Here is a 12,500-nt window from a genome sequence, read left to right as displayed (position 1 = left end):
CCTGTCCCGCATCGGGAGGCAATTGTGTCCAATCGAACCCGCGCAGCGGCATGGGCGCTTTGATTTCGAGTTAGGGCCGCCGCTGTCAGGCAACCAGTGCTTTCAGCACATCCATGATCTGGCCGTATTCAATGTGGGCGGCGTAGGCAAATTGCTTGCGGTACTTCTCCCACATGGATTTGAGTTCTCGGCTGCTCTCGATGTTGTGCAAAATGGCAGATATATCCGCAATCTGACGAGCTGTGCCGCGATGGGTTGCGGTGGCACTTAACGCTTCGGCGAACACAGCCTTATCAAATTTCTGTGTGGTTGCCAGAATGTACGCATCGTAAAAATCTCTGGGACGGGTGTTAAACACACCCCGCCGCAGGATGGTTTCCACCTTCTCCGCCATGACGGTTTCAATGTTGTATGCCCACAGCTCGTAGGTTTTTTCGTCATCGAAAATTTCTGAAAATTGGTACTGCACCGCATGGGGCGTGATAGCATCCCCGGTGGAGACATCGATGCTCAGCGGAGTAATCAGCGTGTCAAAATGGGCGTTCAGCATTACACGGTAGCCGCCGTAAATATCATCCTCTCGGATGGGCGAGATTTTCCCCACCTCAAAGGTCACGCCGTCATCAAAGGGCACGGCGGCCACCTGTTCCAGTGCGCTGCGGATGGTCTCCGGGGTCAGGGGCAGGTTTTTCAGCGTGGTGTCTAAATCCATCGTCGCCCGGTTGTCCAGCCCTACGATGGCCGCTACCAGCATTCCGCCTTTCAGCACAAACTTGTCTTTATATGTGGAGGCCGCAAGGCGGACAAGAAGCCGCTCGAACATATAGTTCTGCAAAATGACCTGCGCCGGGATATTTTTTTGCTTGGCGATGTTGCGGATTTTCGCTTTCAGGCTCATGGCATTGCTCACAGTAGCACCTCCAAATATTGGCGCAGTACGCCCGATACCCGCATCTGACGGGCGTACTCATCCAGCCGGTTCAAATCCTTCTTTGGGCTGACAGCGTATTGTTTCAGCGCCGATAAAAATGTCTCTGTCCCGATCTTGTTGCGGCTGCGGATCACATCACAGATGGTGCGCTCCAAATCGTAGCAGGGAACAGGATTCCCGGCGGGGGTTTGCAGCATTGTTTTGCCCAGCTCGAACAGCTTCGGTTTGATGTAGTACACCTTGCACTCCGCTTTGATGGCCGCAGACGGGATGCAGCCGGAGGGCGCGGTTACGGTGTGCTCAAAGGGTGTCCGGTCGGAAATCCCGTGAAGGAACAGCGCCGTTTCATGGGAAAAAATAATCTTTCCAGACCGGCGGCTAATGGACAGCAACTCGTCCTGCATATCTTCCGGGAGCACATACTGCCCCTTGACTATACGGTGAATCTTTTCCGCCTTGCACAGCTTATAGAGCATTGCTTTGGAAATGCCATGCTGCGCCGCTGTTTTCGTTTCGATAATGCCGCCGTTTTTATTTGCAATCGCAGCAAGTTCTGTCATATAGTCCATCCGCTCACCTCGCAGCAACAATCTGATAATAGTATATCTAAAATCACGATGATAGTCAACATCTGCATTGACAACATGGAGATAAAATCAGAGTTGATATTATGATGCAAGTCAATTTTTCTTGCGAATTAGTAGGGGTTTGGGTGCTCCCAACAAGAACTAATGAGCAGACTGGCCGACAGGCCGGAACGCTCATTTCGCCGCTGTGTACGGACAGCGGCTGTGCTTGCTGTTCTCTCAAATCTCATATCCGCAGAACATGATGCTTCCGCTTTTTCCAAAGCCGGGAGCATTTTATTTTCACTTTTTTCAGGCAGACCCCTGTTTTTCTCGGAGAAAATGTCCGTTGTAAAGTAGGAGGGGAATTCGGTTCAAAAATATTTTGCTGCCATACCTGCGTTTAGCCTAAAAAGTGTCCGTTGTAAATTGGGAGGCACTTTCCGGCTTGGAAATTTTATTCCCGCCTTACCCGCTAATCTGCGAATAAAATGTCCGTTGTAAAGTGAGAGAGAAATTTTTTCTGAGCAGGTACCAAGTTTTTGCTCGAAACTGTCCGTTGAAATATGAAAGGGGATATTTTTTCGAGTGTCCCCCCAATCCGCAAAAAATTGTCCGTTGTAGTTTGAGGAGGCGAATATCCAATGGCTGAACGCACAAGACCGATCCGCATCGAGTTCTGCGTCACCGAGCAGGAGCGGCGGCTCATCCAAAACAAGATGGCGCAGCTCGGCACCAGGAACATGGGTGCATATCTCCGCAAGATGGCGATTGACGGTTACATCATCAAAGTGGACTACACCCAGCAGAAAAAGCTGGCCGCAGCCGTCAGCCGGGCTGCCAGCAATATCAACCAGATTTGCCGCCGGATCAACAGCACCGGGAATCTTTACGCTGAGGATGTTGCGGAGCTGAAAGAACGGCAAGCCGAAATTTGGTCGCTGCTCAAAGAGACCCAGCGAAAGGAATTATAACCACAGGAGGCCGCTATGCCGCGTATGAGTAAAAAGAGAAAAGAAGAATGGGCGTTCTTCCTGAATGACCGGGGGCGCATCGCCTATAACGCCCTTTGCCGCAGGTGCGTTCACAACTGCAAGCAGAGCTTCCGCACTGTGGTGATCGTCTGCCCGCATTACCACTCCAAACGATCCCACCGTCCGCCTTAATCGCCTTGTTCCGGAGAAAGGAAGTGATGTACCATCTACTACAAAACCGACACCCCGCTGCCGCCTTTCGTACCGCTGCCTCGGTTTATCCTTCGGGGAGAATACTCGATCAATGCCAAACTGCTCTATGCCCTGCTGCTGGGACGCACACAGCTCTCCCAGAAATCCGGCTGGGTGTCGGAGGATGGGGATGTCTATGTGATCTACACCATCCGGCAGATGGCGAACGACATGAACCGGAGCGAGCGGACGGTCAAGGCCGCGCTGGCCGAATTGGAAAGCGCGGGCCTCATCACCCGCGTCCGGCAAGGTTGGAACCGGGCAAACCGTATTTTCCTGCAACTGCCTGATAAGGTGCAGCTTTCTTTCCATCCAGAAGGTAACATCTGCCTGCTGGAAGGGCAGGAATCTTCCCCTTGCATGGGGCAAAATTTGCCCACAAGTAAGAAAGAGAAGAAGAAAACAGATTCCAGTCAGAATAACAGGAGAGAGAATGCCCGCCGCTGTTTTGGACAGTATCGAAATGTTTTTCTTTTGGACAGTGAATTGGCCGATCTGCAATCGACATATCCCGGCCAATACGAGGATTACATCAACCGGCTGTCGGCCTATATGGCCTCCAGCGGAAAGCACTACGCCAACCATTATGCCACCATTCGCAAGTGGCTGGACGAGGACAGCAAATCAAAACCCGGTAAGAATTACGACTACACAGAGACCTATGAGGAAGGAGAATGTCTGTGAATGTGAATCCGATTATGGCTGCAATCGTTGAGGCAGCAGAGACCCTGAACACCGCCCCGGAGGATTATATCAACCCGGATGACGGGCTGAAATACTGCGGCAAGTGCCACACGCCCAAGGAAGCCTATTTCCCCGAACAGTACCGCAAAAGCGGGTTGGACAAACACCCGATTGCCTGTAAATGCGCGTCTGAGGAACAAGCACAGCGTGAAGCGGAACAACGAAAGCTGGAATGGCTGAATCGGATTGCCATGCTTCGTTCCGAAGCGTTTCGGGATATTCCCGCCGCCGGATGGCGGTTTGAAAATGCCGATGTTATGACGCCGCAGCTTGTCAAGGCGAAAGCCTATTCCGAAAATTGGGATGCTTTTCGCCGAGACGGAATCGGACTGCTCCTGTTCGGAAATGTGGGGACCGGAAAATCCTATGCGGCGGGCTGTATTGCCAACGCCTTACTTGAGCAAATGGTTTCCGTCCTGTTTGTCGGATTGTCCGATGTGGTGAACCGGATGCAGGGCAATTTCGGCGCTGACCGGGATGCCTACATGAAAATGCTGATGCGCCCGGAGCTACTGATTTTGGATGACCTGGGCGCGGAACGGAATACCAGCTTCGGCAAGGAGCGCGTGTTTGATGTGGTCAACAAACGGCTGCTTACCGGCAAGCCGATGATCGTCACCACCAACATCCCACTCTCCGTGATGCAGAAGGCCGCCGATCTGGACGAGCGCCGTATCTATGACAGGGTTTTGGAGGTCTGCATCCCCATCCAGTTTAACGGTGAGAATTTCCGAAAGGGCAACGCTGTGGAAAATGTGAAGCGGGCGGCGAAAATTCTAAATCAGACAAATTAACGAACTATTATTCTACGAAAGGGGCAATCACATGGATAATTCCATCGGCAAGGTGCCGATCCACCTGAAAATGACACTCACGGCAAAGGAAGCCGCTGAGTACAGCAATATCGGAATCAATAAAATCGACAGTATGCTGCGCTCTCCAAACTGCTCATTCGTACTTTTTGTGGGCAGCAAGAAATTGGTGAAGCGCAAAGAGTTTGAACAGTACATCAGTCAGGCGCTCGTGATCTGACATAGCATTTGAAAAATTCGCGGAGAAGCCTTGAGGAAAAGAGCACCATGCGCTATACTATATAGTGTAGTAGTGTGCTCTTTTCTTCTCTGCGGGAAAGGAGCTCGTCCATGGGAAAAACTCTCAAGGGAAAAGACTGCGGTAAGGGTATCTACCAAAGAAAGGACGGATTGTATAGCGCACGATTTGTTGATAAGACCGGGAAGCGGCATGAGAAGTATTTTCAGACGCTGCCTGAAGCGCGAAACTGGATCGAGGAAGCGAAATACGCTGATAAGCATGACGATGTGTTTGTCGCTACCGATACGACGGTGGATGAATGGTTTGAATTCTGGATTGAAAATATTGTCGGCGATCTGGCCCCCAATACCCTCAGAAATTATCGGGATCGCTATATTCACAACATCCAGCCGGTAATTGGAAAAATGCGGATTGCCAATGTAAAACCGATGCACTGCAAAAAGGTGTTCATCCAGATGGATGCGAATTATGCAGGTTCCACCATCCGTCAGGCTTATATCACGATGGGGACAATGTTTAAGGCTGCGAAGATGAACGACTTAATCGTAAAACATCCTATGGATGGTGTTCGGTTTACAAAACCCGTCCGTGCGGCAGACGACATTCGTTATCTGACGCGGGAAGAGCAGCGTCTCTTCCTCGAAACAGCACAGCGCTCCCATAATTACAACCAGTATGCACTCATCCTCGAAACGGGATTGCGCACGGGGGAAATGATCGGCTTAACATGGGACGCAATCGACTTTGAGCGCCGGACGCTTACGGTGAACAAGACGTTAGAGTTTCGTCACGGGCAGAAAGCTTGGCGCGCAGGTCCACCCAAAACCCAGCAGAGCTATCGCACTATTCCTTTAACGGATAAAGCGTATGATATTTTGAAAGAGGAATGGGACAGCCGGAGCAACAGAAAAGAATCCCCACTGCTGGCGCAAGCGCTGGAATATATGGACAGGCGCACCGGCGTTATTTCCCGGCTCGTGATGCATGATCTGGTTTTTATCAACTGGCGCACAGGGGAACCGGCGAAAAACAGTTCCTATGATACCCACCTCTATAAGCTTTGCGATGAAGCGGGGATCAACCGCTTTTGTATGCACGCGCTGCGCCATACCTACGCAACCCGTGCGATTGAAAGCGGAATGCAGCCGAAAGTGCTGCAAAAGCTGCTGGGGCACGCCAGCATCAAAACCACAATGGATCGGTATGTTCATGTGACAGATGAAACGCTGGATCAGGCGGTCAAGCAATTTCAGCTCAGCAGCGTATGTTGATATAACCCAATACAAGTTAATGTGTAAATGGCGTAAAAATGGCGTAGCCGCCAAAACGCTAAAACGCAAAAACCTTGTAAATACGGCATTTTTTAAGGAGATGTAGAGATATATGAAATTAGGTATCGTCGGACTGCCCAACGTGGGCAAAAGCACCCTGTTTAACGCCATTGTAGGCGGCGGCGCTCAGTCGGCAAACTATCCCTTCTGCACCATTGAGCCCAATGTAGGCGTGGTTGCGGTGCCGGATGAGCGGCTGGACCGCCTGAAAGAGATGTACAACCCTGATAAGGTCACCCCCGCGGTGGTGGAGTTTGTGGATATCGCCGGTTTGGTGAAGGGCGCTTCCAAGGGAGAGGGCCTGGGCAACAAGTTCCTTTCCCACATCCGGGAGGTGGACGCCATCGTTCATGTGGTGCGCTGCTTTGAGGATCCGGACATCGTCCATGTGGAAGGGGAGATCGGCCCCAAGCGGGATATTGAGACCATTGAGCTGGAACTGATCCTGTCCGACCTGGATCTGGTGGAGCGGCGTATCGACCGCTGCCTCAAGGCCTCCAAGGCGGGGGACAAGAAGCCGCTGGAGGAGGCAAAGCTCTTCACCGCCCTCAAGGAGCATCTGGAGCAGGGCCGTTCCGCCCGCAGTTTTCCGTGCTCTGAGGAGGAGCGGGAGCTGATCGCCACAGTGCCCCTTCTGTCCGGCAAGCCGGTGATTTATGCCGCCAACATGAGCGAGGCGGACTTCGCCGGTGATGTGGAGAAAAATCCTCATTACCAGGAAGTGCTGAAGATCGCCCAGGGGGAAGGGGCGGAGGTCATCCCCATCTGCGGACGGATGGAGGAGGAGATCGCCGAGCTGTCCCCCGAGGACAAGATGATGTTCCTGGAGGAATTGGGCCTGCGGGAATCCGGCCTGGACCGTCTGATCAAGGCAAGCTACGCTTTGCTGGGACTGATTTCCTACCTCACCGCCGGCAAACCGGAGGTAAGGGCCTGGACCATTGTCAAGGGTACCAAGGCTCCCCAGGCCGCCGGAAAGATTCACAGCGACTTTGAGCGGGGCTTCATCCGTGCTGAGGTGGTGGCCTTTGACGATCTGATGGCCTGCGGTTCCATGGTCGCCGCCAAGGAAAAGGGCCTGGTACGCAGCGAGGGCAAGGAGTATGTGATGAAGGACGGCGACATCGTCCTGTTCCGCTTCAATGTCTGAGGAAGGGTTTTGGGGCTAATTCCTTACACAATAAAACAGCGCTTGGTAAAAATCTCCGGACGGAAGCCGCCATAGTTTCCGCCCGGGGATTTGAGCATGTCGAAAAAGTTCGACATGCTTCCAGGGGGTATCCCATACCCCCTGGATACGCCGCAGGTTCCTGGCGAAACCAGCGGCGATACCCCCGGTTTCGCGCCCCAGTGGGCGCGGGTCGAGGTATAAAAATCAGGCGCATGTCCCTCTGAGTGTGCCGAAGGGGTTCGGCACACTTCCAGGGGGACCCAGTCCCCCTGGATACGCCGCAGGTTCCTGGCGAAACCAGCGGCGATACCCCCGGTTTCGCGCCCCAGTGGGCGCGGGTCGAGGTATAAAAATCAGGCGCATGTCCCTCTGAGTGTGCCGAAGGGGTTCGGCACACTTCCAGGGGGACCCAGTCCCCCTGGATACGCCGCAGGTTCCTGACGAAACCAGCGGCGATACCCCCGGTTTCGCGCCCCAGTGGGCGCGGGTCGAGGTATAAAAATCAGGCACATGTCCTGATTTTTATGGTTTTGAATTTTGTTTTTTCTTGGAAACAGGTTTTCCTACAGTCTGAAATCCCCGGGCAGAAGCTGCTATGGTTTCCGCCCGGGGATTTTGGTTTCAGTACACGAATCGAGAATAAAATGCTTGCCGGTATCGCTCCCCGTGTCCTTTGCAGGTGAGGGGCCAAAAATCAGGCCCCTTTTCTGCTCCTGTGGGATGGGGCAAAGCTTTATAAACAATCTTTTTTCAAAGAAGAAATCTGCCGCAGCGGACTTTGGGGACGGCACAGAAATTCCGAAAGGTCAAGATACTGCCGGTAAAGGTCCTCGTATACCTTCACCGCCTCCGGCTGTGGCTGGTAGATGGAAACAACAGGAGAAGCCATTTGACCGATCAGCTGAGAAAAGGTTCCGGGCCGGGCGGCGGAAGCTCCCAGAATGGCGCTGCCCAGAGCGCAGGTTTGAGCGGAAGCGCAGACCCGTACCGGCCTGCCGCAGATATCCGCCAGCAGCTGCATCATCAGGGGGTTTTTGGCGGCGATGCCTCCGGCGGCAAAGATCCGTTTGACCGGGTGACCCGCCGTTTCACAGCAGTCGATGATCCGCCGGGCGCCGAAGCAGATGGCCTCCAGAAAAGCCCGGTACAGCTCTTCCGGGCGGGTATGGAGGGACAGTCCCACTACCACCCCCCGCAGGGTGGGGTCCATCAAGGGGGAACGGACGCCATTCCACCAGTCCAGGGCCAGCAGGCCGCTTTCCCCCGGAGCCAGCCCAGCGGCTTTCTCCGTCAGCAGCGTATGGACGGAAAGCCCCCGCTCCGCCGCCTCCCTGGTAACGGCGGCAGGAACGCACTGTTCCACAAACCACGCAAGACCGTCCCCTACCGCCGATTGTCCCCCTTCCAGACCGTACCAGCCGGGGGCATTGGCCTCCCAGAAGGTGCTGTAGATCCCCGGCGCGCCGTTGGGGGAGGCGGAATTGAGAAGATAGCAGGCGCTGGTACCCAGCACAGCTGTCAGGTCCCCCTCCTGGCTGGCGCCGCAGCCCAGGGCGGCGGTATGGGCGTCGATATGGGGAGCCGAAACAGGGATTCCCGCCGGAAGGCCCAGGGCCTCCGCCACTTCCGGGGCCAGTCCCCCCGCGGAGCTGCCCACCGGGACCAAAGTGCCGGTCATTTTTCGGGTCACCGGCGGCAGATGGGGAAAAGCGGCTTTGAGAAATTCTTCGCTGGGATATCCCTTTTCCAGGTGATAGAAGCAGTTGGATCCCGCCATTTGCAGGCTGCGCACCGGTTTGCTGGTGAGATGGCTTACCAGCCAGTCCCCAATCTCCACAAAAACAGCGGCGGCATCATAGACCTCCGGGTCCTCCTGGGCGGTTTCCACGATTTTTGGCAGCAGGGATTCACACCGGATATCCCCGCCGCACAGGGAGAGCCAGTCTTCTCCCCGCTCCAGAGCGGTCTGCCGCAGCATCTTGGCCTGAGGTTCCGCCCCGTGATGCTTCCACAGCTTGATGTAGCTGTGAGGATGGCCGGCGTACCGCTGATCCAGGCACAGGGGGGCAAGGTTTTCGTCCAATGGGATGAGGGAAGCGGAGGTGGCGTCCACCCCGATGCCGATGATTTCCCCTCCGTTTACCCCGCTTGCGGCCAGTGCCCGGCGGACGGTGTCGGTCAGCCCATCCAGATAATCCTGGGGGTGGGCCAGGGCGAAGCCGTCGGGAAGAGGGGTGCCGTCGGGCAATACCCGGTCCATCACCCCATGGGGATACTCATAGACCGCGGAGGATACCTCCCGGCCGTCTGTCATATCCACCACCACTGTCCGCACCGACAGGGTGCCATAATCGATGCCCAGAGAAAAAGGTCCGCTCATGACAAAAACCTCCTTGTGATCAGCCGCTGGAAAGGGCTGCCTTTGTGTCCGTCCAGTTTGAAAAACCGCCTTCGTTGCGGCGGAAAGCCCACGAGTTGAATCGGTGGGGAATGAGGCGGTGAGCAGCTGTGCTGGTCCGCCCCTGGGATGAGTAACTGATTTTTCTTTTTTAAGCAGCGCTGTGCCCTTTATTTCAGGGAAGCGGTGGACAATGCTTTGGCGGTGGTGGGGGAGGAAGCGAAACGGAAAAAGGTTTCCTCCTGGGCCGTGCGCTCCCGCTGACGGTACCAGGTCAGGTAGATCCACCGTTCCAGGGTCAGGTCCGATACCGCCACCTGGCGAAAGTTCCGGTCCTCCGGCAGGATGGAGCTGGCCGCCACAAAGCCGCATCCCATGCCCATGGCCGCCGCCTGTTTGACGGCGCTGTTGCCGAATACCTGAAGGACCACATTCAGTTCCCCTGTGCTGTGCCCCAGCTCCTCCAATTTTTCCCTGAGCAGCTGGAGGCTGTAGCAGCCCTCCTCCCGAAGGATCAGGGGCAAGCTGAGCAGTTCCCGGCAGGAGATGGTGCGGGGGAGGGAAATGGACCGGGGAACCACCAGTACAAAGGGGTCCCGCAGCAGGGGATGAAGGCCGAAGCGGTCCTCCTGAGGCAGATAGCTGGTCAGGCCGAAGCAGCAGCCCCCCTGGGTCAGCAGGTCATAAACATCAGCGGAGCTGGGACAGGCTTTTCCCACCAGGGGAATATGGGGAAAGCGCCGGCGGAACAATTGGGTCAGACGAGGCAGCAGCAGGGCGCTGCTGGTAGGGCCGCTGCCCAGGATCAATGTTGTTTGCTGTTCATGCAGCGCCGAAAGCTCCTCCCGCATCTGCTGCTCCAAAGTTTGGGCAGACTGGGCGTAGGCCAGAAAGATCTCTCCGCTGCGGGTCAGTTCCAGGGGGGTGCGCTGCCGGCTTTTCCGTTCCACCAGGCGGCAGCCGGTTTCCTCCTCCAGCCCCGCCAGGATGGAGCTGACAGCAGGCTGGGAAAGATGACAGACCCGGGCGGCTCCCGCCAGACTGCGGCATTGGGCAATGGCGATAAAAACAGCGAGAGCTTCGGAGCGCACAGACCAACACCTCCTGACTGCATAAATTTTTTGATCTGAAACTTTGATCAGGAAAATCAGTAAACTGAGATTATCTGAGAAAAAATCAATAACTGATAATCTTATTTTATCAGAAAAATGCCGATAAAAGCAAGAGCCGAAACAGCCGCTCTTGCGGGGAAAAGAGGATTCTGCTATGCTGATGGGCAGAAAGGCAGGGATGATGAAATGGCGGAATATCGCATTGGCGTTTTGGATGGAGACGATATCGGTCTGGAGATCGTACCGGTGGCGGTGGAGGCTGTCAAAGCGGCGGTTGCCCGTCATCCGGAAGTGCGTATTGAGTGGGTGCCCCTTCCCATCGGATACCGTTCCTTTGTGGAGCATGGCAATTCCCTTCTGCCCCAGGTGCTGGAGACCCTCTACACCCTGGACGGCTGGATTCTGGGACCCATTGGCCATATGGCCTACCCCAAGGACCCCAACTGCGTCAATCCCCATCCCATCCTCCGGCGGAACTATGATCTGGTGAGCAACATCCGGCCCGCCAAGGCATATCCGGGAGTGTCCTGCATCAACCCCAAAACCGATCTGATCATTGTCCGGGAAAATAACGAGGGCTTCCAGCCGGACCGGAATATGTATAAGGGCACCAGCGATTGTATGCCCACGCCTGACATGGCCCTTTCCCTCCGGGTCATCACCCGGCGCAATTCCTCCATGGCGGCCCGCACCGCCTTTGAGCTGGCCCGTCAGCGGGGCGGCATGAAGAAGGTCACCGCCGTCCATAAAAATACGGTGTTCAAGCTGGGCTGCGGCCTGTTTCTGGACGCCTGCCGTGAGGTGGCGACGGAGTATCCGGACATCACACTGGAAACAGTGGTGGTGGACACCTTTGCCATGAAGATGCTCATGGACCCCACCCGATTTGATGTAGTGGTCACCACCAATATGTTCGGCGATATCCTTTCCGATGAGGCCGCCGGACTGGTGGGAGGATTGGGGATGGCTCCCGGCCTCTGCGTGGGTCCTGATTACTGTATGGCCCAGGCCACCCACGGCTCCGCCCCCGATATCGCCGGCAGGAATATCGCCAATCCCTTCGCCATGATAGAATCCGCCCGGATGATGCTCTCCTGGCTGGCCAACAAGAAAGGGGACGCCGCCGGTGTCCGGGCCGCCGATGAGCTGGCTCAGGCTATGACGGCGGTACTGACCGACAAGGAGGCCGTCACCCCCGATTTGGGCGGCAGCGGCACTACCACTGGTATGGGTCAGGCCATCTGCCGGAAGCTGGCGCAGCTGTAACATTTGCTTTCTTCCTTCATACATACACAAAATACCAAACAAACGAAAATCCGCCGGATACAGGCTGCTGTGTCCGGCGGATTTTCGTTTTTTCTTGCAAATGTCTTAAAATAAAGCTGGTTCTGAAAATCCCTTTATCCTTCTTTTTTCCCTCTCCCCATCAGGCTCACTGCCCATCCAATCGCCAGCCCGGCGGCTGAAATGGCCCCTCCTATGGGGATCATCTCCCAATGGGGCGGGTTTATTTTGCTGAAAGCGGCCATATTGGCGGCGCTGAAGGTGGCGTATTCCCCCAGCATATACAGGATTCCAAATGGGATGGGGGCCAGCCAGCTCCACCGCCCCCAACAGCGGTTTTTTCCCATTGCCGCGGAAAAGAAAAAGGTGGCCGCCGGAAGCAGGATCCACAGAAACATCAGGCTGTATCCCATGGCGTCGGAACCCTCTGTGAAAAACCAGAACACCAGGATGGCCGTGGCCCAGATCACAAGATAGGCGGCAATGAGGATGATGTTTCCTTTCTTTTTATTGCTGCGCACAGTATTGGTGCTTTCCTCCAGATAATGAAGGTAGTTTCCCATGGTATGCTCCTCCTTGAGCAGATGGTCCAGGCTGATTTGATACAGATCACTCATTTTGACCACACTGATAATATCCGGATAAGTTTTTTCTGTTTCCCATAGTTAAGGATATGGATGCAAG

The 12,500-nt window shown here is 55.1% G+C and carries 13 protein-coding genes; 8 read left to right on the top strand and 5 right to left on the bottom strand.

Annotated elements, in window-relative coordinates; genetic code table 11:
* Nucleotides 1–85: 85 nt before the first annotated feature.
* Both BQ5383_RS04660 and BQ5383_RS04655 read right to left on the bottom strand, forming a co-directional pair.
* Complete coding sequence (locus tag BQ5383_RS04660) at nucleotides 86–910, bottom strand: nucleotidyl transferase AbiEii/AbiGii toxin family protein (protein WP_235821939.1); 825 nt, start codon at nucleotides 908–910, stop codon at nucleotides 86–88.
* Nucleotides 907–1,491, bottom strand: coding sequence for a type IV toxin-antitoxin system AbiEi family antitoxin domain-containing protein (locus BQ5383_RS04655; RefSeq protein WP_235821938.1), 585 nt, complete (start codon nucleotides 1,489–1,491; stop codon nucleotides 907–909). Before BQ5383_RS04655 ends, BQ5383_RS04660 begins: the two co-directional genes overlap by 4 nt.
* A 650-nt stretch (nucleotides 1,492–2,141) precedes the next feature.
* On the opposite strand from BQ5383_RS04655, the gene BQ5383_RS04650 reads away from it, so the two are divergent.
* From BQ5383_RS04650 to ychF, 7 genes are all read left to right on the top strand, one after another.
* Nucleotides 2,142–2,471, top strand: coding sequence for a plasmid mobilization protein (locus BQ5383_RS04650; protein ID WP_071429658.1), 330 nt, complete (start codon nucleotides 2,142–2,144; stop codon nucleotides 2,469–2,471).
* Between the two features lie 24 nt (nucleotides 2,472–2,495).
* Complete coding sequence (locus tag BQ5383_RS21030) at nucleotides 2,496–2,663, top strand: hypothetical protein (RefSeq protein WP_172724564.1); 168 nt, start codon at nucleotides 2,496–2,498, stop codon at nucleotides 2,661–2,663.
* 33 nt (nucleotides 2,664–2,696) lie between these two features.
* Nucleotides 2,697–3,407 carry a replication initiator protein A gene (locus tag BQ5383_RS04645; protein WP_071429656.1) on the top strand — a complete coding sequence of 237 codons (711 nt, stop codon included), beginning with the start codon at nucleotides 2,697–2,699 and terminating at the stop codon, nucleotides 3,405–3,407.
* Nucleotides 3,404–4,261 carry an ATP-binding protein gene (locus BQ5383_RS04640; RefSeq protein WP_235821937.1) on the top strand — a complete coding sequence of 286 codons (858 nt, stop codon included), beginning with the start codon at nucleotides 3,404–3,406 and terminating at the stop codon, nucleotides 4,259–4,261. The genes BQ5383_RS04645 and BQ5383_RS04640 overlap by 4 nt, the downstream gene beginning before the upstream one ends.
* A gap of 31 nt (nucleotides 4,262–4,292) precedes the next feature.
* Nucleotides 4,293–4,499, top strand: a complete 207-nt coding sequence (locus tag BQ5383_RS04635) for an excisionase (RefSeq protein ID WP_071429654.1) — start codon at nucleotides 4,293–4,295, stop codon at nucleotides 4,497–4,499.
* 110 nt (nucleotides 4,500–4,609) lie between these two features.
* A complete protein-coding gene (locus tag BQ5383_RS04630) occupies nucleotides 4,610–5,791 on the top strand; it encodes a tyrosine-type recombinase/integrase (RefSeq protein ID WP_071429652.1) in 1,182 nt (393 codons plus the stop codon).
* 112 nt (nucleotides 5,792–5,903) lie between these two features.
* A complete protein-coding gene (gene ychF, locus BQ5383_RS04625; protein ID WP_071429650.1) occupies nucleotides 5,904–7,001 on the top strand; it encodes a redox-regulated ATPase YchF in 1,098 nt (365 codons plus the stop codon).
* Between the two features lie 754 nt (nucleotides 7,002–7,755).
* Here the strand turns inward: ychF and BQ5383_RS04620 are convergent.
* Entirely contained in the window at nucleotides 7,756–9,402 is a 1,647-nt protein-coding gene (locus tag BQ5383_RS04620) for a ribulokinase (RefSeq protein WP_071429648.1), read from the bottom strand.
* 188 nt (nucleotides 9,403–9,590) lie between these two features.
* Nucleotides 9,591–10,511, bottom strand: a complete 921-nt coding sequence (locus tag BQ5383_RS20605; RefSeq protein WP_071429646.1) for a LysR family transcriptional regulator — start codon at nucleotides 10,509–10,511, stop codon at nucleotides 9,591–9,593.
* 207 nt (nucleotides 10,512–10,718) lie between these two features.
* Between BQ5383_RS20605 and BQ5383_RS04610 the strand changes: the two genes are divergently transcribed.
* Nucleotides 10,719–11,798, top strand: coding sequence for an isocitrate/isopropylmalate dehydrogenase family protein (locus BQ5383_RS04610; protein WP_071429644.1), 1,080 nt, complete (start codon nucleotides 10,719–10,721; stop codon nucleotides 11,796–11,798).
* 134 nt (nucleotides 11,799–11,932) lie between these two features.
* Here BQ5383_RS04610 and BQ5383_RS04605 read toward each other — a convergent pair whose 3' ends face one another.
* Nucleotides 11,933–12,442 (bottom strand): transcriptional regulator, encoded by a 510-nt coding sequence (locus BQ5383_RS04605; RefSeq protein ID WP_235821936.1) that lies wholly within the window; start codon nucleotides 12,440–12,442, stop codon nucleotides 11,933–11,935.
* Nucleotides 12,443–12,500: the final 58 nt, after the last annotated feature.

This window comes from Angelakisella massiliensis (assembly GCF_900104675.1).
GTDB classification, from domain to species: Bacteria; Bacillota; Clostridia; order Oscillospirales; family Ruminococcaceae; genus Angelakisella; species Angelakisella massiliensis.
This window is presented reverse-complemented; position numbering and strand designations above follow the sequence as displayed.